Origin of the sequence: Aestuariivivens sp. NBU2969 (assembly GCF_019931125.1) — a bacterium.
Classification (GTDB): domain Bacteria; phylum Bacteroidota; class Bacteroidia; order Flavobacteriales; family Flavobacteriaceae; genus Aestuariivivens; species Aestuariivivens marinum.
In genome coordinates this window covers 73,032-97,485 of record NZ_JAIOUU010000007.1, presented here as the reverse complement: position 1 = coordinate 97,485, position 24,454 = coordinate 73,032, and the positions used below count along the sequence as shown (strand labels likewise).

13 protein-coding genes are annotated in these 24,454 nt (G+C 36.1%); 1 reads left to right on the top strand and 12 read right to left on the bottom strand.

The genetic code is table 11. The features are described from left to right. The 11 genes from K7G79_RS07435 to K7G79_RS07385 form a co-directional block, all read right to left on the bottom strand. Positions 1-1,461, bottom strand: a complete 1,461-nt coding sequence (locus K7G79_RS07435; protein WP_223550645.1) for a DUF1501 domain-containing protein — start codon at positions 1,459-1,461, stop codon at positions 1-3. 4 nt (positions 1,462-1,465) lie between these two features. Next, complete coding sequence (locus K7G79_RS07430; protein ID WP_223550643.1) at positions 1,466-3,823, bottom strand: PSD1 and planctomycete cytochrome C domain-containing protein; 2,358 nt, start codon at positions 3,821-3,823, stop codon at positions 1,466-1,468. Between the two features lie 160 nt (positions 3,824-3,983). After that, positions 3,984-6,326, bottom strand: coding sequence for a beta-N-acetylhexosaminidase (locus tag K7G79_RS07425; protein ID WP_223550641.1), 2,343 nt, complete (start codon positions 6,324-6,326; stop codon positions 3,984-3,986). Then, positions 6,316-7,335 (bottom strand): isoaspartyl peptidase/L-asparaginase family protein, encoded by a 1,020-nt coding sequence (locus tag K7G79_RS07420; protein ID WP_223550639.1) that lies wholly within the window; start codon positions 7,333-7,335, stop codon positions 6,316-6,318. The genes K7G79_RS07425 and K7G79_RS07420 overlap by 11 nt, the downstream gene beginning before the upstream one ends. Before the next feature lie 28 nt (positions 7,336-7,363). Then, entirely contained in the window at positions 7,364-8,482 is a 1,119-nt protein-coding gene (locus K7G79_RS07415; RefSeq protein WP_223550637.1) for a putative glycoside hydrolase, read from the bottom strand. A 17-nt stretch (positions 8,483-8,499) separates the two neighbouring features. Beyond that, positions 8,500-9,642 (bottom strand): glycoside hydrolase family 18 protein, encoded by a 1,143-nt coding sequence (locus tag K7G79_RS07410; protein WP_223550635.1) that lies wholly within the window; start codon positions 9,640-9,642, stop codon positions 8,500-8,502. Between the two features lie 19 nt (positions 9,643-9,661). After that, positions 9,662-10,741 carry a carbohydrate-binding family 9-like protein gene (locus K7G79_RS07405; RefSeq protein WP_370634197.1) on the bottom strand — a complete coding sequence of 360 codons (1,080 nt, stop codon included), beginning with the start codon at positions 10,739-10,741 and terminating at the stop codon, positions 9,662-9,664. 37 nt (positions 10,742-10,778) lie between these two features. Continuing rightward, positions 10,779-11,744: a glycoside hydrolase family 130 protein gene (locus tag K7G79_RS07400; RefSeq protein ID WP_223550634.1), complete on the bottom strand. Its 966-nt coding sequence runs from the start codon at positions 11,742-11,744 to the stop codon at positions 10,779-10,781. 104 nt (positions 11,745-11,848) lie between these two features. Beyond that, complete coding sequence (locus K7G79_RS07395) at positions 11,849-13,726, bottom strand: sodium:solute symporter family protein (protein WP_223550632.1); 1,878 nt, start codon at positions 13,724-13,726, stop codon at positions 11,849-11,851. A gap of 82 nt (positions 13,727-13,808) precedes the next feature. Beyond that, positions 13,809-16,058, bottom strand: coding sequence for a GH92 family glycosyl hydrolase (locus K7G79_RS07390; RefSeq protein WP_223550630.1), 2,250 nt, complete (start codon positions 16,056-16,058; stop codon positions 13,809-13,811). A 95-nt stretch (positions 16,059-16,153) separates the two neighbouring features. Then, positions 16,154-20,422 (bottom strand): T9SS type B sorting domain-containing protein, encoded by a 4,269-nt coding sequence (locus K7G79_RS07385; RefSeq protein WP_223550628.1) that lies wholly within the window; start codon positions 20,420-20,422, stop codon positions 16,154-16,156. 337 nt (positions 20,423-20,759) lie between these two features. On the opposite strand from K7G79_RS07385, the gene K7G79_RS07380 reads away from it, so the two are divergent. Next, a complete protein-coding gene (locus K7G79_RS07380) occupies positions 20,760-23,141 on the top strand; it encodes a GAF domain-containing protein (protein ID WP_223550626.1) in 2,382 nt (793 codons plus the stop codon). Here the strand turns inward: K7G79_RS07380 and K7G79_RS07375 are convergent. After that, positions 23,108-24,397 (bottom strand): Pycsar system effector family protein, encoded by a 1,290-nt coding sequence (locus K7G79_RS07375; protein ID WP_223550624.1) that lies wholly within the window; start codon positions 24,395-24,397, stop codon positions 23,108-23,110. The two genes, K7G79_RS07380 and K7G79_RS07375, sit on opposite strands and share 34 nt — an antisense overlap. Positions 24,398-24,454: the final 57 nt, after the last annotated feature.

Here is a 24,454-nt window from a genome sequence, read left to right as displayed (position 1 = left end):
TTATGTAAGTATATCGTTAATAACATGACCAGACACATCTGTAAGTCTGAATCGTCTGCCTTGGTGTTTGTAAGTAAACTTGGTGTGGTCAATACCCATTTGGTGCATTATAGTAGCTTGCAAATCGTGTACATGCATAGGGTCCTTAGCAATGTTATATCCAAAATCATCAGTTTCACCATAGGTAAATCCGGGTTTTACGCCACCGCCGGCCATGAACATGGTAAAACATTTAGGATGATGGTCCCTACCATAATTGATGTCAGTTAAAGTGCCTTGACTGTAATTGGTCCTGCCAAACTCACCACCCCATACCACAAGTGTATCTTCAAGTAACCCACGTTGTTTTAGGTCCAGAATTAAAGCCGCTGTAGCTTGGTCGATGTCTCTTGCTTGTCTTTCTATTTGAGATGGCAAATCGAAATGCTGGTCCCAACCCATATGATAAAGTTGAACAAATCGCACGTCTTTTTCAACTAATCGTCTTGCTAGCAAACAATTTGAGGCATAGGTGCCTGGAGTTGTACAATTGGCACCGTACATTTTTATAATATGCTCTGGCTCATCATCTATGTTCATTGTTTCAGGAACAGATGTTTGCATACGGTATGCCATTTCATATTGTGCAATACGACTATTGATTTCTGGATCACCAAATTCTTCTTCCTGCTTATGGTTGAGCTCACTTATATAATCTAACATTTTTCTACGTTCACCTCGGGTCATACCTTCGGGATCTTTAAGGTATAATACAGGATCCTTGCCTGATCTAAACTGTACGCCTTGATGTAATGAGCTTAAAAAACCATTACCCCAAAGGCGTGAATACAGAGGTTGTGAAAATGGACGCCCAGTACCTCGCGATAATAATACTGTAAACGCAGGTAGGTTTTCATTTAAGCTACCAAGGCCATAACTAAACCAAGAGCCCATACTAGGTCTTCCTGTTTGCTGAGATCCCGTTTGAAAAAAGGTGATGGCGGGATCGTGGTTAATAGCTTCAGTATGCATGGATTTAATGAAACATAGCTCATCTACTATTTTGGCAGTATATGGCATTAGGTCACTCACCCAAGCCCTGGATTCTCCATATTGGTTAAATTTAAAAAGGCTTCCAACTAAAGGAAAACGTTCTTGACCAGAGGTCATCCCTGTTAACCGTTGCCCTTTCCTTACCGAGTCTGGAAGGTCTTGACCTCGCATTTTATCAAGTAACGGCTTATAATCAAAAAGCTCTAATTGGGATGGACCACCACTCTGGAAAAGATATATGATTCTTTTTGCTTTAGGAGCAAAATGAGGTAAGTTTAATCCTAAAGAACTATTTAACTGTTCTTGACCAGAAAAGCTGGAAAAAGGATCCAGTAATGAAGCCGCAGCTAAACCTCCAATACCAAATCCAAGTTTTTTAAGAAAATGTCTTCGGTTGTTATTAATAAAATGTTTGCTTAACTCATCCATGGTATTATCCTTTTACAATCGCTTCATCAAGATTAAAAATTAAACTGGTTAATACAATATATGCATATAGCTCTTTGTTGTTTTCTTCAGTATTGGATATTATTGTGCCTTGAGAATTTAGTTCAAAAGTTTCTTTTGATGATTCTAAATAGTCCAACAGTTTATCGGTTTCATCTTTTTGTGGGTAACGCGATGTTATTTTTCTAAAAATTCTTTTTATACGTTCTTCATCGTTCAATGAATCTAAATCAAGTATATCTTGTGCTAAATGTTCAGAAGCTTCAATTAATTGGGGGTCATTTAACATTACCAAGGCTTGAAGTGGTGTGCTTGTTTTTTGGCGCTTGACCGAACAAATATCTCGTGTTGCGGCATCAAAGGTAATCATGGCCGGAGGGGGGACTGTCCGTTTCCAAAACGTGTACAAGCTTCTTCTATACTTATTTTCACCTGAATCCATAATGTACTTTGTTAGTCCTTGGCCAGATGTAGTTTCTGCCCACAAGCCCTCTGGTTGAAATGGTTTTACGCTAGGCCCACCAATTTTATCAACTAAAAGACCGCTTAATGCTAATGCATTGTCTCGTACCATTTCGGCGGTTAACTTACTTCTTGAACTTCGAGCCAGTAATAGATTGTCAGGATCTATTTCTAATAGTTCGGGTGTTGCTTTTGAGGTTTGTTGATAGGTGCTGGACATGACCATCATTTTAATCATTTGTTTCATATCCCAGCCTTTTTCCCTAAAGGTAACTGCCAACCAGTCTAATAATTCAGGGTGTGTAGGTAAAGCACCTTGGTTGCCAAAATCATCGACAGTAGAAACAATTCCTGTTCCAAAAATTTGCTGCCATATTCTGTTAATGGCGACCCTAGCTGTTAAAGGGTTTTTTTCGTCGAAAAGCCATTGGACTAATCCTAGTCTGTTTTTAGGGAGAGTTTCAGGAAATGATAAGATAGCATCTGGTGTTCCTGTACTTACTTTATCAGTAGGAGCGTTATATTGACCTCTTTTTAAGATATAGGTTTGCCTGTCTGGAGCACCATCTTTCATAACCATTAGCCTAATTTCAGGGATGGAATCAGGCTTATTTATAAAAGACAAACTTTCTTCAATTTCTTTATTTGTTATCTTAATATTAGGTTCTGGAATTTCATCATATTCAATTCTACCTTTTTCATCTACTTTATTAAAGAACCCATAAATGCTATAAAATTCTTTTTGTGATATTGGATCGTATTTATGATCATGACATCTTGCACATTCCATAGTTAAACCCAATAGAGCTGTAGAGGTTGTATTGGTACGATCCATAACGTACTCAACTCTGTATTCTTCATCAATTACACCACCTTCTTGTGTAATTTTATGATTTCTGTTAAATCCCGTAGCGACAATTTGTTCTAATGTTGGATTAGGTAGGAGGTCACCAGCGATTTGCCATTTAATAAATTCGTCATAAGATAAATTTTCATTAAATGCATGGATTACCCAATCACGCCATGGCCACATGACTCGTTCCAAATCGTCCTGATAACCATGAGTGTCTGCATAACGAGCTATATCAAGCCAATTCGATGCCATACGTTCTCCATAGGCTTTGGACGCCAAGAGTTTATCAACGACTTTTTCATAAGCATTTTCATCTTGATTCGATAAAAATTCGTCAATAGCTGCAAGTGAGGGAGGCAAACCTGTTAGGTCGAAATAAACTTTCCTAATTAATTTTTCTTTTGATGCTTTTTCAGAAGGAGTTAACCCTTTTTCATCCAAATGTTTTAAAATGAAATAATCTATTTCGTTGCTTGGCCAATTTGTAATAGAAACTTTAGGAATCTCTGGTTTAGCTGGAGGAATAAAAGACCAATGATCTTTCCATTCAGCGCCTTGTTCTACCCATTTGGTAAGAATCTTTTTTTCGTAATCCGATAATTTTAGGTTTGAATCTGGGGGAGGCATGACTTTTTCAGGATCTTGACTATTGATTTTATGAACCAACTGGCTTGCTTCAATATTGTTAGGTACAATGGCATATCTATCTAAATGTTCACCGATAGCTGCATAAGCGCCTTCTTTTGTGTCTAAACGTAATCCTGCTTCTCGAGTGCCTTCATCAGGTCCATGGCATAAATAACAGCGATCTGAAAGAATGGGTTTTACATGAAAAATGTAATCGATGGCTTGGGGGAGTTCAACATTGGAGCTGGAAGTACTTGAGCTGTGGTTTGATAGGGTATTGCCTAGTGCTGTGTAATCAACATTGGTTCTACTGAGTTTATATTTAATCAGCAGTAAAAGAGTGAATGGTATTATAAAATACAATGCTAGCTTTAACGATCTTAAGGTTTTAGGATTAAACATTGTAATGTATTGTTAATTAATATATTAATTTAAAAAAATCAAATAATATTATGATAAAACTTATAGTTTTAACAAATGAACCCATAATATGGGGTTTATGTATAAAATATACAAAAAAATTTCGACGAATAACAGTGAGTTATAGCTGAAAACATTATAATTACTCTATTGTGATTTCATCCACAAATAACCAAGCCCCTCCACCATTAGGAGTTTTTTTTAGGCTTTTAGCTATAACCTTTACATATCTCGATGTTCTTTTTTCAAATGCAATGGTAAAATCTTTAAGCACTATCTCAGCATTTGAATTAAAAGGTCTATTTATTTTACCAACACTATTAAACTTTTTTCCATCGTTAGATAGTAGAACCTCTATATGAGTTGGGAAGTAAATCGCCGGCCCTTGATTTTCCATTGAGCCCACGCTTACTTTACTAACTTCGGTTGTTTTTTCTAGGTCGATAACCAACTCCATGTCATTACCTATCCATGCTTGCCATTGGCCATCATGAAAGTTTTTAGAACCTCTAACGATATTGTTCATGTTGTTAGTACCGGCGCCTTGATAGCTGTTGCTGTATTTGGTAATATAATTTACGGGTTTGCCAACACCTTTATGGTAATTAAATGTTTTTTCAAAAACTTTACCTATCGGTTTGTTGTTTTCATATAAGGACGCTTCAATCGTAGTGGTCTTTGTAATTTCAATAGGAGTTTGGTAGGGAATAGCCATATTGTTTACATCGGTTCCGTCTAAAGTGTAACGTATATCGGGATTAGGGAATTCATTTTTAAGTGTAACGGATATTACATTTGTATTATTGTTAACATGTGTTTCGGCAGAAATATTATAAGCACTTTTGGCATAATTAATGCCTTGGTATTCTAGGCGCTTAAACATAGGTGTTAATCGGGTGGTGAATTCTTCCCAATTTCTATCCGCCTTAGGACTCCAAAGGGTTTCGGATAAAGCCACTAATCTTGGAAAAATCATATATTCTGAATGTGATGTGGTAGACACATATTCTGCCCATAAATTAGCTTGCCCACCTAATACGTGATGAGCTTGTTTTTCGGTCATGGATTCAACAACGGGGTCAAAATCATACACTTTACTAATTGGAGTATAACCACCCCAAGCTTTGGGTTCGGTATCCATATCTCCTTGGTAATGGTCAAAATAGCAATGTGACCCGGGAGTCATCACCACATCGTGTCCTTCGGACGATGCTTCCAAGCCACCTTTAACACCGCGCCAACTCATTACCGCTGCCCCAGGAGCCAAACCACCTTCTAGAATTTCATCCCAACCAATTAAAACACGCCCTTTATAGCTAATAAATCGTTCCATGCGTTTAATAAAATAACTCTGTAGTTCTTCAACATTTTCCAAGCCTTCCGTTTTCATTCTTTTTTGGCAATGCTTACAGGTTTTCCAATTGGTTTTGGTTGCTTCATCTCCACCAACATGAATATACTTTGAGGGGAATAAACCCATAACTTCTGTTAAAACGTTTTCTAAAAATTCAAATGTAGATTCTTTTCCAGCACAGAAAATATCTGTTATTGGCCAAAGTCCTCCTGAAGGAACAGCTACCGGTTTCTCTAAACAAGATAACTCTGGGTATGATGCAATAGCGCTTGTAACATGGGCTGGCATTTCAATTTCAGGTACTACCGTAACCCCTCGTGATTGAGCATAAGCAACAATATCTTTAATATCTTCTTGAGTAAGGAAACCACCATAGGTTCCTTTTTCTTCTGGTTTTGGAGTGTGTCTGGCATTCCAAGGTTTGTCTTCTTGGTTTACCCTAAAAGCTCCTACTTCGGTAAGTTTTGGATATTGTTTTATTTCAATGCGCCAACCTTGATCATCCACTAAATGTAGGTGCAAGGTGTTCATTTTTAAATAGGCCAAGCGATCTATAGTCTGCTTAATATAGTCTTTTTCAAAAAAATGTCGAGATAGGTCCAACATTAAGCCCCGCCATTTGAAACGTGGAGAATCGGTGATGTTGACATTTGGAATTACCCATGCTACAGACTCAATATTGTTTTGGCTTTCAATTTCGGCAGGCAATAATTGTCGCAAAGTCTCAGAGCCATATATAAACCCTGAAAAACTATTGGCTTCAACGGTAATGCTTTTACTGTTTACATTTAATTGATATGCCTCATTTTGTAAATCTTCGTTTAGTTTAAACTGAATAAAGTTTGATGATGGTGGCATTTTAACTACTTCTAGATCTAAGCTTGCTGCGATTTTTAATCTGTTTAATAAAATACCTGCGGCCTGTAATTGAGCATCATTAGTAACATAAACCTTTGTATTTTTATTAAAGCTAAAGCTGCCTTGTTCAAGGGTTAATGTTGTTGGCTTTGGTATGACCTTAATATCATTTATGGTAAATGTTTTTTTGGGTTTACTTTGACATCCCATGAATACTGTCACAAAAAAGATTGTAACTATTGATTTTATTGTAAAATAGGTTTTATTTTTCATCCCAAGTCATTTTATATGTAGCATCCTCCATTCTGTTACCGTTATCCTTGTCGTAAACCGCATAGTCAAAGCCGGAACGCAAGCTGTACCCACCATGTTCCCCTTGTTTGTTAATGGCAATAAAGCCTACTTGAAGGTATTCCATGTCAGGATGGTTTTTGTGTTTGTTGTAAATGCGTTCTACAATTATTTTACAAGCTTCGGTAGGGGATTTCCCCATTCGCATTTGTTCTACAACCATAGCGCTTCCAGCGGTTCGAATAACAGCTTCCCCAAGACCGGTAGCTGCTGCTGCTCCAACTTCATTGTCTAAAAATAATCCTGCACCAATGATTGGTGAATCGCCAACACGACCATGCATTTTCCATGCAGCTCCACTAGTTGTGCAGGCTCCGGATAGATTTCCGTTGTCATCTAACACCAGCATACTTATAGTGTCATGGTTTTCTATATTTATAACAGGTTTATATTTTGACTTTTTCAACCAGTTTTTCCAATCTTCTTCAGATTTTGGGGTTAATAGATTTTCTTCTTTGAATCCTTGAGATAGTGCAAATTGAAGGGCTCCTTCACCTGAAAGCATGACATGTGGAGTTTCTTCCATCACTTTTCTAGCTACCGAAATAGGGTGCTTAATACCTTGTAAGAAGGATACTGACCCACAATTACTGTTAGCGTCCATAATGCAAGCGTCTAAAGTTACCTTTCCCTCACGGTCTGGCAATCCGCCATAACCTACGCTACGCTCGTTAGGGTCACCTTCGGGAACTCTTACGCCAGCTTCAACAGCATCAATACCTGTACCTCCATTGGTAAGGGTTTTCCAAGCAGCTTCATTGGCAGGCAGACCATGTTTCCAAGTGGCTATAATTAAAGGTTTTTGTGTTTTTTTTACTAAAAGAGGTTCAGTTTTTTCATCATCTTTAGCAAGTTCTTTGCAGCTTACCATAGCACTTATACCCATTGAGCCTAAAGCCGCTTTCTTTATAAAATCTCTTCTGTTTGCCATGCTTTTTATTTTTATCATTATATTCTAACTACAGTTTTAATGATGCTTTTACTTCCTTTATAGCCTGTAAATATTCAGGCGTTAGTGCGGGGCCATCAAAAAATGTAACACCTTTGGCGCCATTATCTATTGCTAATCTTATAGCTTCTTTTAATTCATCGCCCGAAGTGAAAGGCGGTAAATAAATGCCTGTGTTAAGCCCCACATTTTTAGCTTCTAAATCGGCGACACCTTGTTTGGTGGCATAACCAATCCAATCGATTTCCTCATTGTAAAAGCTGTGGTAAATCATGGGGTATACTTCATCAATATCCCATTTATCCCAACGCTGGCGCACCATATGATCTGCCATTTCGGGATACGGAAATACTGCTGCGGTTAATTTTTTATTGTTTTTATTTACAATTTTATAGGCATCATCTACCAAGGCCTTAATAGCATTTAAGCGGAAGTTTTTCCATTCCATATCTATAGCTGTATTTTTAATTTCCCTAGGGTTTTTATGGTGCATATTTTCAAAAGCTTCCACACATACATCACAATAACAAAAATCGTATTCTGGTAATTCTTCATCCTGAACCAAATTATACTTAGGCAATAACCCAATAGGCAAGAAGATATCTGGAAAACGTATATAATCTAAATGTACACTTTCAATACCATCGACCTTAGCCAGTCCCTCAACCAAACCTAAAATATGGTTTCTAGAAGCTTCTCTGGTAGGACATAACCATTGGTAGTAGCCCACATAGGGGCGCGTATCGTGGCAAGATTTACCGTCGCGACTTACTTGGTACCATTCTGGGTGTTTTAAAGCTACGGTGTCTCCTGGGCGGTTCACCGCCATAATCCAAGCATGGACTTTTAAGCCTACTTTTGTTGCTATAGGTACCAGTCGCTCTAATTCTATTGGATCGGTGCCAGTGTTTATAAGCACTTCATCTATGCCGGCATCTTTATATTTTTTGAATTCAGCAGCGTAATCTTCATTTGATTTGTTTTTATTGGATGTAATCCAAGTGCCAAATTCAAATGCAGGGATTTCAATACTTGATGTTTCAGCTATTTCTTGTTTATCTCCTTTTTTTTGGTTACATGCAGTAATACTAAGAAATAGTATAGTGAACAATAAATGTATGGTTTTCATTTTCTTTGAACTTAAGTTTATTTCATGTTTTTATAAAGTGCATCGAGCAGCTCTTGGTCTTTATCCAGACTGTATTCCCAAAACATAGTGCCCCCCAATCCATTTTGTTTGATATAATTTGTTTTTAGTTGAATTTCTTTTGGAGTTTCCCAAGAAATAAAAATACTGTCGTTAGCATTCCATAAATAGGATGCTTTGGCTGAGTCATCATAACCTTTTTGGTACTTTCCCGATTTCATTTTTTCAAGAATATCCCAGTAAGGTACAATCATTCCTGTAGACATAGCGGTTTGATAGAGACCGTTATTCCCTATAGATACTTTTTCCCACATTCTCCCATAAAACGGAATCCCCATGATTAGTTTTTCAGCGGGTACACCTGCTTTTATATGTCGGTTAATGGCTTCCTGTCCACTATTACCCATGAATTTTTCTTTTTCTGAAGGATATAAATTGGCATGATGACCCGTTTGATAGTGCCAACCATGATAAAAATCATAACACATTACATTGATAAAATCTAGGTATTGATGTGCTTTCTCTAAATTGGTATGGTCAATATAATTTTGGTCTGCTCCAGTTGCAATAGTAAGCAGGTAATGAGTTTGGTCTGTTTTTCCAACCTTATCCAACTGCTTTCTAACTTCAGCAAGGAGCAGAGTGAAGTTTTCTTTATCTGAGGGTCTAAAGGCATTGTCTTCACCACGTTGTCCAGGGTATTCCCAATCTAAATCTATGCCATCAAACCCGTGTTTTTTCATAAGTGCTACACTATTAATTGCAAATTGCAACCTCGTTTCAGGGTAAGCAGCAACATGTGAAAACTTATCGGACCATACCCATCCGCCAATAGAATACAGTACCTTTAAATCTGGATTCTTTTTTTTAAGGGCTATCAGTTTTGAGATTTTGGAGGAATCTATATCCAATTCGAACTTTGGATATCCATCAACAATATTCGCAAAGGCATAATTAATATGGGTAAGTTTAGTAGCATCGACCTGTGCGGGATCAAAATCTTCGTAACCCGCAACATAACCAATAATTTTTAAGTTTTCAACAGATTTTATTTTGATGTTTTTAGGTTTTGAACAAGCAAAAACAAGTATAAATAAACTAAAATAGGTAATTGATTTTATGGATGTTATAATAAACCTCATATAATTAATGACTACAGTTTTATTGTGATTTGAATTTTCCTTCCTGATTAATGATTAGCATTTTTTTTGTAAAAGGGCTTTTTACCGAGATATTATAGCCAAAATTATGAGTTTCTAATATTGGGTATAAGATTTCACTATCTATTGTAACAGCAGAAGGCGTTAAATTTTCAATTGAGTTAGCCCATTTTTTATTGATTTCATGATATTTTTTCTGTGCACGATATAACTTAAATAACTCCCATTTTATTTTTTCATCCTGTGGAATGATAAAATGATCTGTTTGGCCAATTTTCTTTGTAGAAAAATACACATAGCCCCATTTTTCTGGTTCGTGCATATTGATAACTCCTATGGGCGACCATACCCAATTGTATTCATGTAGGTAGTCGCCATTATCGTCTTTTTTTCTGGAATATTTGCCATTTTCTAAGCTGTAATTCCAATTAACCCTAGAAAAATTAACTCGAAAAAACCGATCTCTAGGTACGGCATCCTCGTAGTATGAAGTCTTATATACATCCCATGGAATGGCAATTTCCAATGTCCAACCTTCATCAATGTCATTAGGGTCATTTAAGGTACCGTGAATCTGCACAGCCGATTTCAATCCAGTCGTTTCATAATCGTTAAGAACAACATTATTCTCTCTATAGGGTTTTGTAATGAACAGGTCCCAAACTGTATTAAGTGCGTTTATTTCCGTTTCGTAGTAGTTATAGGTATCGCCATCGGGATCTACAAATACTTCAAAGTCATTATTGTAAAAAATAACGGCATCGTGTTTTTTAATGTCAGCCCATACGTGGGGTTCTTCAATATTAGCAAAGATGTAAAAGTAGGTCTCATCCCAAAGCATTTTAACTTTGGTTTTGTATTTTGGAGTCACTATACCTTCAATATCTATAAAGTCGTTAGTCCATTTGGCTTTTTGCCAACTTGTTTCATCTGCTTTCCCATCAATTGTTATGGTTTCCTGTGTTTTATGAGCAACATAAGTTTGAGGTACAATATCTTGTTTGGTTTGGGCACAACTTAGTATGGAATAGGAACCAAGGGCTACCACTAAAAACGTAAACTTTATTTGCTTTATAAACACTTTAGACACTTTTTAACTTTAAACACTTCAATATTCTTTATAAACTATTGCTTTTAGTAAACTCGATAATTTCACTTATTTTTCCAAAAGCAAGAGCTACTACTGTATCGGCAGCACCATAATAGACCGCTAATTTATCTTCTTCAATATCATGTAATGCGGCACAAGGAAATACAACATTGGGAACGTCGCCTACCATTTCGTAATCTACTGCTGGGCCTAACAAATATGGTTGTGTTCTGTGTTTGACATTATTGGGCTCATTTTCGTCAAGTAATGCTGCTCCCATAGCATAGCGAAATCCGTTGCAGGTAGTAATCACTCCATGATAAATCATCAACCAACCTTCATGGGTTAATATAGGAATTGGTCCTGCACCAATTTTTGTGCATTGCCACGCACTGTCTTCAAAAGGAGTAGCTTTCATTACGCACCGATGTTCACCCCAGTATTTCATATCGGGACTGTAGCTTATATAAATATCACCAAAAGGTGTATGTCCGTTATCACTAGGGCGACTTAGCATGGCATATTTTCCGTTTATTTTCTTAGGAAATAACACACCATTTCTATTAAAAGGTAAAAAGGCATTTTCACATTGAAAAAATTCCTTGAAATCGAACGTATAAGCAATACCTATAGTTGGTCCGTGATATCCGTTGCACCATGTAATCCAATAGCGATCTTCAATAAAAACCACACGCGGGTCGTATTTGTAATCAGAATCAATCATTTGGGTATTCCCAGCTTTCATTTCAATTGGCTGATGGTTGATATCCCAATGAATACCGTCTTTGCTAAATCCAGCAAAAATGTTCATTTGTACTGCTTTATTATCACACCTAAAAACGCCAGCATAACCATCTTTAAAAGGGACAACAGCACTATTAAAAATACTATTGGATGTTGGGATATGATAACGTTCTATAATAGGATTTTCAGAATACCGCCACATCACGTCGTTACAGTTTTTAGGTCTATCTTGCCAAGGAATGGAGTTCATAAATATGTAGTTAATTTTGTTGTCTTATCTTGATTTAGTTCTTGATGCTATACCTAAGCAAGTCCGGAATCATTCGAAAAGACATTTAGTTTTTTATTCAGTTCTTAATTTTTATATTTTTTAACCTTGTCTAACCAAGTGAATTTTAAAATTACTGAAGTTATAACAAATAACATTAGTGTCCAAAGGGCTTTAGGGTAGGCTCTAACCATAAAATATATAGGTAATAGAATCATGCTGGATTGCCATACAATGCCAATAACACAATTAATCATGTCGCTAATAAAATTGTTGTTTTTGGTAATGGTACCATCTTCATTATTAAGAGCCTTATATACTGGATTCCACCACCCCCAAGGTCTAACGTTGTTATAAAAGCTTTTAAGGGTTTCCATATTGGTTGCAGGAGTAAGCCAAGTGCCCAAAAAAGATCCCAATAGTGAGACAAAGAATAATATAGGGAAGACATAAATTGGGGGTATTTGCGCTAGGTCGTAAAGCCATGTGTCGATCTCAAAATTTGTTTTGTTCAAATCCAATAAATACTGAAGGGTTGCAATAATTAAACCGCTTAGCATTCCCCAAAAATAACCCCATCCATTAAAGCGCCACCAAACCCATTTTAAAAAGTTGGCCGCCACGTAACCTCCATACAATGCACTGGTAATCCATAGGGTTAAGGAATTAATAGACTCTGCAAAAAACCCCATAACAACCCCTATAATTACTATTGCAAACGATGCCAAATGGCTTGCTTTTACATAGTGTTTTGCCGAAGCTTCCGGTTTAAAATACTTTTTATAGATATCGTTTACAATATACGCGGGGCCAGAATTTACAAATGCTGAAAAAGTACTCATAAATGCTGCTAATAAACCGGCCAGCAATAATCCTTTAACACCTACAGGTACGTGAAAATTAATCACTTTTGGCAGAATAATTTCCAGATCGTTAGAACTAACACCAGATAAGGTGCTCATTTCAGGTGTTAAGAACACAAGCCCTATAACCACAATTCCTCCTATTAGCAAATAACGTGGAATGAATAAAATAAGATTTGTAAACCCACTCATATAGGCTGCTTCTTTTACCGATCTTGTTGATAGTATCCGTTGCATATCGTAGCTTGGTGTTGGACCTGCGATACTGGCAAAGAATCCTTTAAATAAGGACATGCCTATAAAAGCCCCAAACATTTTATAACCTTGGGAATCGATTAAATCATTAAAGGCTTGGAGTTTGCCATCCCAAAAGCCTTCTAGTTCCCAGCCAAAGAGAATGGAGTTCCATTCTGCAGGAATAATAGACGTAATTTGGGCATCACTAATGGTGAAAAACGCATAAACAGCTACCAATACACCAGCTAAGACCATAATAATGTATTGCAATACTTCGGTAGCTACAACAGAAAACATTCCGCCTTTAATGGTGTAGATGGTGGTTAAAAATATAATAATGAGAGCATAGCTTTGCTCAGAAGTTAGCAAGATGCCATTTCCCAAAGAGATGCTTAAGTCCCAAGGTAAAATAATAGTCATAAATTTACCAACACCTTCAAAGAAATAGGCAATAAAACCTATGGAAGCAATAATGGCAAATATAGCTACTATTAAGTGAGATGCTCTTCCGGCCCTATCATCACCAAAACGGGTCAGAATCCATTCTGAACCTGTCATAATATTCGACCGACGAATCCAAGCGGCCAAAAAAATCATGATAAAGATTTGGTTCCAAATAGGCCAAATCCACATAAACATAAAACTTTTGGCACCATACAAAAACAGAATACCGACCATCCATGCCGTACCAGACACATCAAACATACCCGAACCATTACTTAACCCTAAATAATACCATTTAATACTGTTGCCCCCCAAAAAATAAGAGTCTAATCCTTTAGAGGCTTTTTTTGAAATCCAGATACCTACCCCCAAAGTTAAGGCGATGTATATTATTATAATGGAGATGTCGATACTGTTCATACTGTTGGTTTATCGGTTGGTATTTTGATGTTTTTATTTAGCAGGTTACTTCACTTGGTTAGTAATGATATTTTATAATCCATCAATCAACTCCCCAATTCTTATTTGGGGTATTTCCCATTACAAAATGAAGTCTGCCTCCTTCTATAATTTGTTGATGTGAAATTGAGGTTTGGTTAAAATCTTCACCATTTAAGGTAGCCGATTGAATATAAATATTCTCATTTGAAACACCTTCAGCTTCGATAATAAATGTTTTTTTTCCTAAAAGATTAAGAGTTGCTTTTTCAAAAATAGGACTACCAATTTCGTATTTGGTTGAAGCTGGATTCATAGGATACAAACCAATAGAACTTAAGGCATACCATGCACTCATTTGTCCGCAATCCTCATTGCCGCTCAGTCCGTTAGGAGAGGTGTTGTACTGGGTATCCATAATTTGTCTTGCCCAATATTGCGTGCGCCATGGTTTATTGGCATGGTTAAACATGTAGGCAATATGGTGGCTGGGTTCATTTCCGTGGGCATATTGACCAATAAGCCCCGAAATATCTGCTGAAATATTATCACCTGTAATTTCAGAACTTTCTGTAAAGAGTTGTTCTAAACGTTGGGTAAAAATATCGTTACCACCGTGCAACTGTGCCAAATCTTCAACAGCGTGAGGGACGAACCAACTATGCTGCCATGCATTACCTTCGGTATAGTCCGTGTGCTCTCTATGGTTAGAATGTTTAGGGTCAAAAGGTTCGTTCCATGAGTTGCCATCCACCGATTTTCCTCTCATAAAACCTGTTTCTTTGTCAAATAAATGTCTGTATGCTTTTGATCTATTCAAGAAAAAGTTATAATCATCGTCCTTTCCTAATGCTTTGGCCATTTGTGCCACACACCAATCATCATAAGCAAACTCCAAAGAGATGGTTACTGATTCATCCAATAAGCTAAACGGAATATAGCCATGCTTCTTATAGTGGTTTAATCCACGTTCGTCCTGCATCATAGTATTTTTCATGGCTTCATAGGCTTTTTCGGCATCAAATCCTTTTATCCCTTTTTTATAGGCTTCAGCTATTACCGGAATGGAATGGTAACCAGTCATGGTGTTGGTCTCGTTCGCATAAAGTGTCCATACCGGAAGAATCTTTTTGGTTTCGTAGTATGCTAACATAGAGTTAATGATATCAGAAACCTTTTCAGGTGCAGTTAAGGTTAAAAGCGGATGCTCTGCCCGAAAAGTGTCCCAAAGTGATAGGGTTGAATAGGCTGTATAACCTTCTGCTATTACAATGGAATCATTTTCTTTTCTAAATGCACCATTTTTATCGCTAAAAGTTACCGGTGCCACTTGGGCGTGGTACATAGCTGTATAAAATATAGTTTTTAATGAATCAACAGGTGTTTCGACAGTGATTATAGACAAAGCTTTTTCCCAATCTGCTTCAGCTTCTTTTTTAATTGTATCGAATTCAAAACCGCCGTCTCGCATATTGTCTTTTGCATTGGCAATATTAACAGACGATAAGGATACTTTGACCAACAATTCTTGAGTGTTATTAGCATCAAAAAATAGTTGTGTTGAAGTTTTAGTGCCTTCGGAAGTTTGTTCTCCCTTTTTGTTTCCGTCAACAAACATATGATGTTTGGTTATTGGTTTTGAGAATTTCGCCACAAAAAACACTTTTTGGTTTCGAGCCCAACCTTTACTAAAACGGTAACCAGAAATAGTATGGTCGTTTTCTATATTAATAGCAGATTCAATGGCTGTATCCCAGTTAATTGCAAACCCCAAATCAATTACAACCGATTGTGTATCGTCTTTTTTAAAGGTGTATTTATGATAAGCAGTTCGTTTTGAGGTAGTTAATTCTACATTTACATCATGATCTTCCAAAAACAATTGATAGTACCCGGGAGTAGCGGTTTCGTTGTTATGATTGTACTTGGATTTGTATGGAAGTGAATCTCGTGAGGATGATGCCATAGATAAATCGACCTCTTTATTGGTGGGCATAAATAAGATGTCGGCTAAATCTCCAATTCCAGTACCACTAAGTGCCAAATGACTAAAGCCCACGGCAATAGAGTCAGAATGATGGTAACCCGAACACCAATCCCATTTACTAATGCCATTAATTGGAGTAACCTGCAACATGCCAAAAGGCACTGTGGCACCAGGATAGGTGTGACCATGACCACCGGTTCCTATAAAGGGGTCTACATAATCAATTTTATTTTTTTCTTTAACTAGTTTTTTTGTTGTTTTATAATCTTTTTTACAAGAAAAGAATAAAGTGAAAACAAGGACTAATATGAGGTGTTTTTTAATCATATACTAATATCTTTAATTTAATTTTTATCCTTAATTATTTTAGACTAATAACGACTATTCTAAGTCGAACAACATTGTTTTAAATACTAAAATCTTTATCGCTTTAGTGTAAAGTGTGCCTTAAATACTCTTATTGTGTTGTCTTTAGGCTCATTATATTCTATAGTAAACCAATATGCATTTGTAGGCATGGGGTTTCCGTTGAAAGTTCCATCCCATCCAAGACTTTTTGGGGTCAATTGCTTTAGAAGTTTTCCGTAGCGGTCGTATATGAAAATCTTTGCATTGGGTTGGGTGTCAATACCTCGTATATTCCATATGTCATTTACTCCATCTCCATTAGGAGTGAAAAATTTTGGATAATCCAAAACGATTTGAAAAGTCGAAATGTCGTTACAATTATAAATATCTCTAGCGTAAATAATACGTTCACCACCCCTTACGTTTTCAAATCTAGGATTTAATTGCCAATCGGTTGTGTCTAGGCGGTATTCGTAGCTACCATTTCCAACAACGGTGATGTTTAAGATGTTGTTTCCCGAAAAAGCATCAGAACTTAGTTCGACAGCAATATTCTCTGGTGGATAAGAACCTGTGACTTCCGTTGTGGCCGGAATGGTACATCCTGTTGTTCTATTGGTAGCTATTACAGTATATTGACCAGCTTCGGCAGGGATAAAACTCGAATCTGTAGCACCTACTATTTGTGTGTCTATCGGATTATCAATGGCATCTGCTTCTGTACCATTATACCATTGAAAGCTATAATCTGATATATCCAATTGTGTGTCTATGGGGGGATTGGGTAATGTTGTTAATAATTGTGGAGGTATGGATTGATTATTGTTGTTCAAGCAAATAACATATTCATCTTCAATGTCTATCTCTGGTACTGGGTTTACAATTAAGGTTAGTTCAACTATTTGGTGACATTCACTACCTATAGGGGTTACTCTTACAAATATAGTTTGTGTGTCTTGTATTGTATTAGTGAAATTTGAGGGGTCTTGTATGAAATTGGAGTTGCCTTCTATGGCGTCGGTTTGCAATTCGTAATAAGTTAATGGTTCAAAATTGGAAGGATCTAATCCATTTAGAATATCAGCCTCTCTACGGCGAACATCAAAATTATCAAAGCCATTGTTGTCAATCTCACATTCCTCAATAGGATCTGGCATATTATTGATATTGGCATATATTGTAGTTTTCAATTCTAAGAAGACAGATTTAGTACAGCCATTTGTACCAGTAGCCAATACTATAACAGTGTTGTTGGGTTGAGTACTAAGGTACGCTTTTGGATTGTTAATTAAATTATTTGCCGAGTCATAATATTCTAGTTGTATACTTATGTCGTTATTGGTTATTTGGTCTTCACGTAGCGTTAAATCGTATTCTGTATCAATTTGTTCACTGCAAATGTGTATTGGGTTTGGTTGGAGTATAATTGGATTTGGTTCTACAATTAGGTCAAAAGTCATATGTGTGTTAAAACATTCATCTGTATCTGGTTGTCCATTATTGTTATTGTCAAAAAGTGTTCTAACGTAAATGGTTCTGGAATTCGAAAGATAATTGGTTTTAGGTAAACCAACAGGAAATCCTATAGGGTCTTGAGCCTCGGTTAGGGTTTCGTGATAAGTTACCAAGATGGGGTTAGTTTGTGAGCCAATAGCTTCAGTATCTTTAATCCCTAAATCAAAAGTAGCAGTATTTGTCTCACTACACAAAGGATAATCGGTTATGCTCTGTGTTTCTGGTAAGGATTTTACATGTAGGGTAATATGGTGTCCTAAGCCTTCACAAGCGTTCACTATTTCACTATCTACGCGTACATAGATATTTTGGGTGTTCGGGAAGTTGTTATTTGTATAATCGTTTCTATGATTACTAATATTGGAAATGGCATTGATTTCGGCCTGGGCATCTTCTAGACTAGTATAAAATGTAACTTGAACGTTATTTGAAAACATCGCTTCAATTTGTTGTTCAGCATCACTAAAATTAAAGTTTGTAATGCCATTCGTGTCATCATTGTCATCCACTTCAGTGTCACATTCAAAATATTCCAAAAGAAAGTCTGAAGGAATATTAGACGCACCTACCAATAGTTGCACCTCGGCTACCCTGTGACAAAAATTAGAGGTTTCAACTCTTGCAAACACACTACTGCCACTAAAAGCTATTGGATTGACAAATTGGGTCTCTGGATTTGGGGATTGGGTATTATTGGTAATCCTCCCTGTGGCTCCCCCTACCTCTGCATCGGCTGCATTTGTATAATAGATGAAGGTTTCGTCCAAATGGTTGATTGAAATAAGTTGATTGGCTTCAGTGAGGTTAAAAGGAGCTTTGCCGTCAAGGTCGTCGTCACATTGCGTAAGTTGTACTACGGTATTTATAACCGGTTTGGGGTTTACCTTTATTTCAAACTCTACATCCGTATAACAATCTATGCGCCCCACATTTTCAATTCGCACAAAAATAGTTTGTGTATTTGATGTATTATTAAAAGCCGATACATTTATTCCGGTAATTTCATTGGTTCTGGTATCATTGATAAAATATCTAAAATTATAATTTACCGCATTTTTACCGTTTAAAAGGAGCGATTCTCTTTCTCTTAAATTGAAGGAGGCAATACCATCGGTGTCACTACCACTTTCTACGGTGTCGCATACTTCAATAGGAGGTATGTTTGTAATGGGTAAAGCCACGATGGTTTCGTAAACTTCTGCGGTTACGGCCATTCGTGTTTGGCTTTCACAATTATTAAGGGTTTGTGATGCATAATATACAGTATTGTTAACCAAGATGTTTGATGTGTTTAAAAGATTGCCTCCATTAGGAGCATCGTACCAAAGTATATCTGTACCACTAACGATTAAATCTGCGATACTGGCTTTGTCTGTATCACAAAATTGTTGTATCGAATTTCCTGTTGGTTCAGGCGTATCATAAACGGTAAGTGTTACTTCGTTTGATACTAGGCCTGGATCACATAAAAATGCTAAATGGGATAATACGACCCGATAAATATGGCCTGTAAAGTTTGGAGGTGTATTGGTGATTTGCAGCTGGCTTGAGTTGCTTCCACTATAATTAGAATTATCAATGACAGAAGTCCAACCACTGCCTGTATTGACTTCCCATTGGTAAGATGTTACATCTGGTTCTTGCGGAAGTACTTCAAAAATACTGATTTCTCCTTTGCAATTTACTTGCTCTATTGGTTGGTTTACAATAGATAAGTTGTTACCTGTTTCTTGAAAATCCGATACGTCATTAGCATCACCATCTAAAGGAGTGTTATAGCCATCAGAGCCACTAGTTACTATACCATAAATATCTATGTTTACGGGGTCGGTACCCAATAAACCATTATTGTCTGGATCGTTATGGCCTGCTTCGACAACATCAAAACAACCATCGTTATCACTGTCTAATTCCAAAGCATCAATTTCACCATCGCTATCACTATCTAAAACCGTAAAGGTAATAACACCATTATCAACAATGGTTTCAATGTCATTGAATAGACCATTGGTGCCAGAATTAATGTCGGCATCATCAATAATTCCATCATTATTGCTGTCTAAATGGCCATTGCCCGATTCAACGACATCATAAATGCCATCATTGTCTGAATCTAAATCCAAGCTGTTGGGGATTCCATCACCATCAAAATCTGTTGTACATATTGGTTCTGATAAAATAGTTATAATGATATCATCAATTAAATTTCCAGAAGAAGTACTTCCCGAAGAAGTGCTTTTTGATTCAAATATGAAAAAAGTAGTATCTTGTCCATCGGGAACATCATAAGTGCCAGAGTAACTTCCCCAAGATCCTGTGCCATCTGTCATGGTTTCTACAACCGTAGCTGATGTTAAGTCTGCCCCAATTTTTACTTCCGCTACATCAACACCGTCCCTACCTCTGTGTTTTACTTCCCACTGAACTTTTGATCCTCCAGATATACAAAGTTCTTGGTATAATGCGGCCACTTGATTGGCGTTCAATTCTGCATGTTGGTTACCATCAGCTGATGGTGCGCCCAAAAACCCACTTTTCCATAATTCAATTTGCTTGTCTGATGCAGTTGTTTTCCAACCTGGCACATTGTTTTCATGGAAGAGCATCCACGTACCACTGCTAACTGTTGGCTGTTCAAAACTACCATTAATTATATTTTCACCACAATATACTTCACCACATTCAATGGCATCTGGAATACCATCATTGTCGTCATCCAAATCTATACTGTCATCTATGCCATCACCATCAAAATCGGCTAAGTTACTTACTATAGGGTTAGAATTATACTTTAGAGTAGCAGGTAGTTCTATTAGTTGAAAAGCCAAAAGCTTTACAGTTAACAACAACATTATAGTACAGAAGAATATGTACCCTCTTATCGTAAATTTTAACACAGGATTTAATTTAATGGAGTTTAAAAAAACTTATCAAAGTTAGGTTCCTTATTATCCTTGAACTACTATTATTAAGGCTAAAGGTTATATTATTTTTGCCTCAATTTAACAGGAACGTTAGGGTTTAAGTTCTTTAAAGTTTTTAATATTTATAATAAACAGATTGTATTTAATTTTTTGCATAGCAGGAATTTTTTGGTGTTAGTTAGTTTATTAAAAAACGACAAAATCGAAATTAGTACCTTTGTTAAATAGTAGAGTTAATATAATGAACATTAATTATAATATTTTATCGCCATTTGAGCTTGAATTTAGTTTTGAAAAGCTTTTAAGACATTATGAAGTTTTAGTTGATAGTGACGATCAATTCATCTCGGCTAATGCTAAGCGTGTTTTAAAAATGGCAGATCAGTTTCCAGAGTTAAGGAATGGGTTTAACGATTCCGAAATTTTGTTAAAACGTAAAAAAGAGATAGGCGTTATTCTGCAAGATTTGTTTAGCCCTTTGCTTACTAAAAATGAAATTAAAACAGCATCACTACCATTCCATGATTTAATATTCAATGCTTCCCAACGGTTTAAGGATATTATCAAAGCGGCAGGAAATGATTTTGAATTAAAGGTTAAGAGTATGCCGCAAGACGATATGTATATTATGGCCTGTTCTGTAATTTTAAATGCATTATATGATTATGATTTGAATTTTAAACGTCCGTTTCATTACGAAATCCCTGATAAAAATGGCGTAACGAGATATTATAAAATTTTATATAATGCCGATTTTTGTGAAGTTGTTCCGAAGGCAGGTACAAAAAAAGTAACTGAAGAAGATTACGATGAACTGTTGGATAATTTTGAGAATATTGACTTATGGAAAGAAAAATTTCCGCCAAACAGTTATATATTTAAGGGGTTTGTTATTTCCAATATTTTTGATGTTACCGATGATCAATCCATTTCCAATATAAAATCCAATCTAATTGGGGAAGGTCAAGAAGATTGTGACAATTTCATGGATGATTTTCAGGAAGTTTTTAGGTCGCTTTTTGGAATTAAGGATTTGTATTTGGGGTTTGCCATATATAATCAGGCCGACAATAATTTTGAACAGGCTCCAGGGGTTGGATTAAAAAGTTACTTGTTGGTTGATGAAGCACGGGCGACTTGTGAAGCAGTGTTGTGCCAACAGTCGTATAATAAAATCATTAATAAACGAAAGTATTTCTCAATTTCTGACGTTTCTGGTCTTTACAAAAAACTTAAGGGAAAAGCTCCTCACCATATAAAGGCATTTTATAAACAAGGTATAAAAAGTGTTATTCTTGCTCCTATAGCCAACGAGTCAGGGTTGATGGGTGTTTTAGAGATTATATCCAAAACACCGCGAATGCTCAATAGCATTAATGCCAACAAGTTGGTTGACGTAATGCCTTATATCATTTCCGGGATTGAGCGTTCTAAACGAGAGGAAGAAAATTTAATAGAGGCGATAATACAACAAGAATGTACCTCTATTCATCCCAGTGTGTACTGGAAGTTTGTCGATGCAGCAAAACAATTTTTAAGAGATAAGCAAAAGCAGGGAGTAAATGTTTCGTTTAAAAGCATTGTTTTTGATAATATTTACCCATTATTCGGTCAAATGGACGTAAAGGGGTCATCCAATGCTAGGAATCTAGCAACACAAAAGGACTTGTTATTGCAACTGTCTTTATTGGAGAAAATAGTTGAAAAAATTATGGTTTTGGAAAATCTGCCTATTTATGAACAACTGTTGTTTCGTATTAAGCAATTTGAAAAAAGTTTAAAGACCGATTTTAAAGTAGACAGTGAGCAAAACATTGTAGCTTTCTTAAGAAAAGAAATAGAGCCTTTGTTAAAGTTTCAACTAGAGAAGAATAAGAATTTAAAAGAAGATATTGAAGATTATTTTAGTAAAGTAGATTCTGATATTAACCTCATTTACTATTATCGTAAAAACTATGACGACACTATCATGCTTATTAATAAGAACATGTCGTCTTTATTGGATGAAAAACAGGAAGAAGCCCAAGCCATGCACCCTCATTATTTTGAGCGTTATAAAACTGATGGTGTTGAGCATAACATGTATATTGGTGAGGCTATTACCAAACAGGATAGCTTTAATCCTGTTTATCTTTATAATTTAAGATTGTGGCAGTTACAAGTGATGTGTGAAATGGAAAACGAATACTACAATAACCAGCATTTGTATCCATTGACCTTGGATGTGGCTTCGATGATATTGGTTTTTAATCAACCACTATCCATCCGTTTTAGAATGGATGAAAAACAATTCGATGTTGATGGTACTTATAATGCAAGGTATGAAGTTGTGAAAAAGCGTGTAGATAAAGCCTTTGTAAAAGGTACCGAAGAACGTATTACACAAAATGGAAAGATGACTATTGTATTTTCCCAAAAAGAAGACGAGTTAGAGTATTTACAATATATTTCATTTTTGCAAAGTAAAAAGGTTTTGGATGAAAATGTAGAAATACTTGAATTGGAAAATCTTCAAGGCGTTACAGGGTTAAGGGCAATACGTGTTGGTATTCTTTATCATGGTAAAGAAAATGATAAAGCCTTTTATACCTATGATGACTTAATGAAAGAACTTAAAACGTAATCGGTTTCGTTAAACATAGAAGGTTTTAATATTGGTCCTGCATGTGTTTCCGTTGGAAGCACATCCTCTAAATCTGCATCGTTAGTTTTTAATGCCCACCCAAAAGCGAGTACAGACACTATCATGCCTATCATAAAAATGGTATAGGTTAGTCTTAAAATCCTATATTTTCTTTCCAATACTTTACCTAAAAAATAGAGATCTTTCGTTAGGGATTTGTATACATAATCTTTATCCTTTAAAAGCTCTCCAATAGCCCATTCAAATTCTTTCAATTTCATTTTATGAAAGTTTCCAAAAAAAGTGAGGTTTACTTCCTTATTGGCGACATCCTCTTTAGTAAATTCACCACCGGTAATGTTTGGTCTTGTTGCTATTATGGAAAGAACCATCGATACAACACAAGATAGGGTAAAAATGGCTGTTGGATATAGCAGGTAAGCGTTGGTGTCTAACTTAGAGATTAGATTAGCCATAACTAAAGAAATGATAATAGCATTTACAGATAGCAAAATGTTTGCTTTTGTATCTGCAATATCACTAAGCTTTATATGGTTTCTAAGGGCAACACGGTAAAATGTTTGAATGCCTCTTTCGGGGCTCTCATTTTTGTATTGTGCTTTATATTTAGCTTTTAATTGTTCAGTTTTTAATTTTTTTCTTCTTTTCTTCTTAGTTTTTATAAGCTTAGCTAAGTTCTTTTCTTTTCTAGGTTGCCAATTTTTTAGAGCATAATCTGTATAGAACTCATGCTTTTGCGTCAATACATTAATGTTATTGTCTAACCATTCAGCGGGGGTATAATTTGCTATACCCTGTATTTCCAATTCCTTGCGTAAAAACTCACTGGCTTCCCCAAAATATTTTTTGCCGAAGTGGGAAGCGTCAGCGTCACGAATAATTTTACCTAGCTCTGTACTGGGTGAATCTTTAAACTTAGTGGCCATAATACATTTGTTAACGTATCCAATAGTTTTTTCATCAACATCATTGTCCTTTAAAAACTTTGTAGCAATTTTTACACTTTCCTCTTCGTGACCTTCTCTAGTTACTGTATAACCAGTGTCATGCAATAATGCTGCAAGCTCCAGTACTTTTGCGTCTTCATCTTCAATGTTGCTATTCTCAATAATTTCTCGAACACTTTTTAGTACACGTTCGGTATGGGTATGGTTATGGTATATAAAAGTCTGGTCCAATTCATTTTTAAATAAATTGAACACAAATTTTTCAGTTTTCTCAATTAATTTCGACATAAAACAGATAGATTTATGCTTACAAAGTACTAAAAATTGAATATATTAATATGCTTT

Bases quoted from the DNA above. Each gene is read 5' to 3' on its own strand.
- K7G79_RS07435 (WP_223550645.1), bottom strand. From the start codon at position 1,461: ATGGATGAGTTAAGCAAACATTTTATTAATAACAACCGAAGACATTTT.
- K7G79_RS07430 (WP_223550643.1), bottom strand. From the start codon at position 3,823: ATGTTTAATCCTAAAACCTTAAGATCGTTAAAGCTAGCATTGTATTTT.
- K7G79_RS07425 (WP_223550641.1), bottom strand. From the start codon at position 6,326: ATGAAAAATAAAACCTATTTTACAATAAAATCAATAGTTACAATCTTT.
- K7G79_RS07420 (WP_223550639.1), bottom strand. From the start codon at position 7,335: ATGGCAAACAGAAGAGATTTTATAAAGAAAGCGGCTTTAGGCTCAATG.
- K7G79_RS07415 (WP_223550637.1), bottom strand. From the start codon at position 8,482: ATGAAAACCATACATTTATTGTTCACTATACTATTTCTTAGTATTACT.
- K7G79_RS07410 (WP_223550635.1), bottom strand. From the start codon at position 9,642: ATGAGGTTTATTATAACATCCATAAAATCAATTACCTATTTTAGTTTA.
- K7G79_RS07400 (WP_223550634.1), bottom strand. From the start codon at position 11,744: ATGAACTCCATTCCTTGGCAAGATAGACCTAAAAACTGTAACGACGTG.
- K7G79_RS07395 (WP_223550632.1), bottom strand. From the start codon at position 13,726: ATGAACAGTATCGACATCTCCATTATAATAATATACATCGCCTTAACT.
- K7G79_RS07390 (WP_223550630.1), bottom strand. From the start codon at position 16,058: ATGATTAAAAAACACCTCATATTAGTCCTTGTTTTCACTTTATTCTTT.
- K7G79_RS07380 (WP_223550626.1), top strand. From the start codon at position 20,760: ATGAACATTAATTATAATATTTTATCGCCATTTGAGCTTGAATTTAGT.
- K7G79_RS07375 (WP_223550624.1), bottom strand. From the start codon at position 24,397: ATGTCGAAATTAATTGAGAAAACTGAAAAATTTGTGTTCAATTTATTT.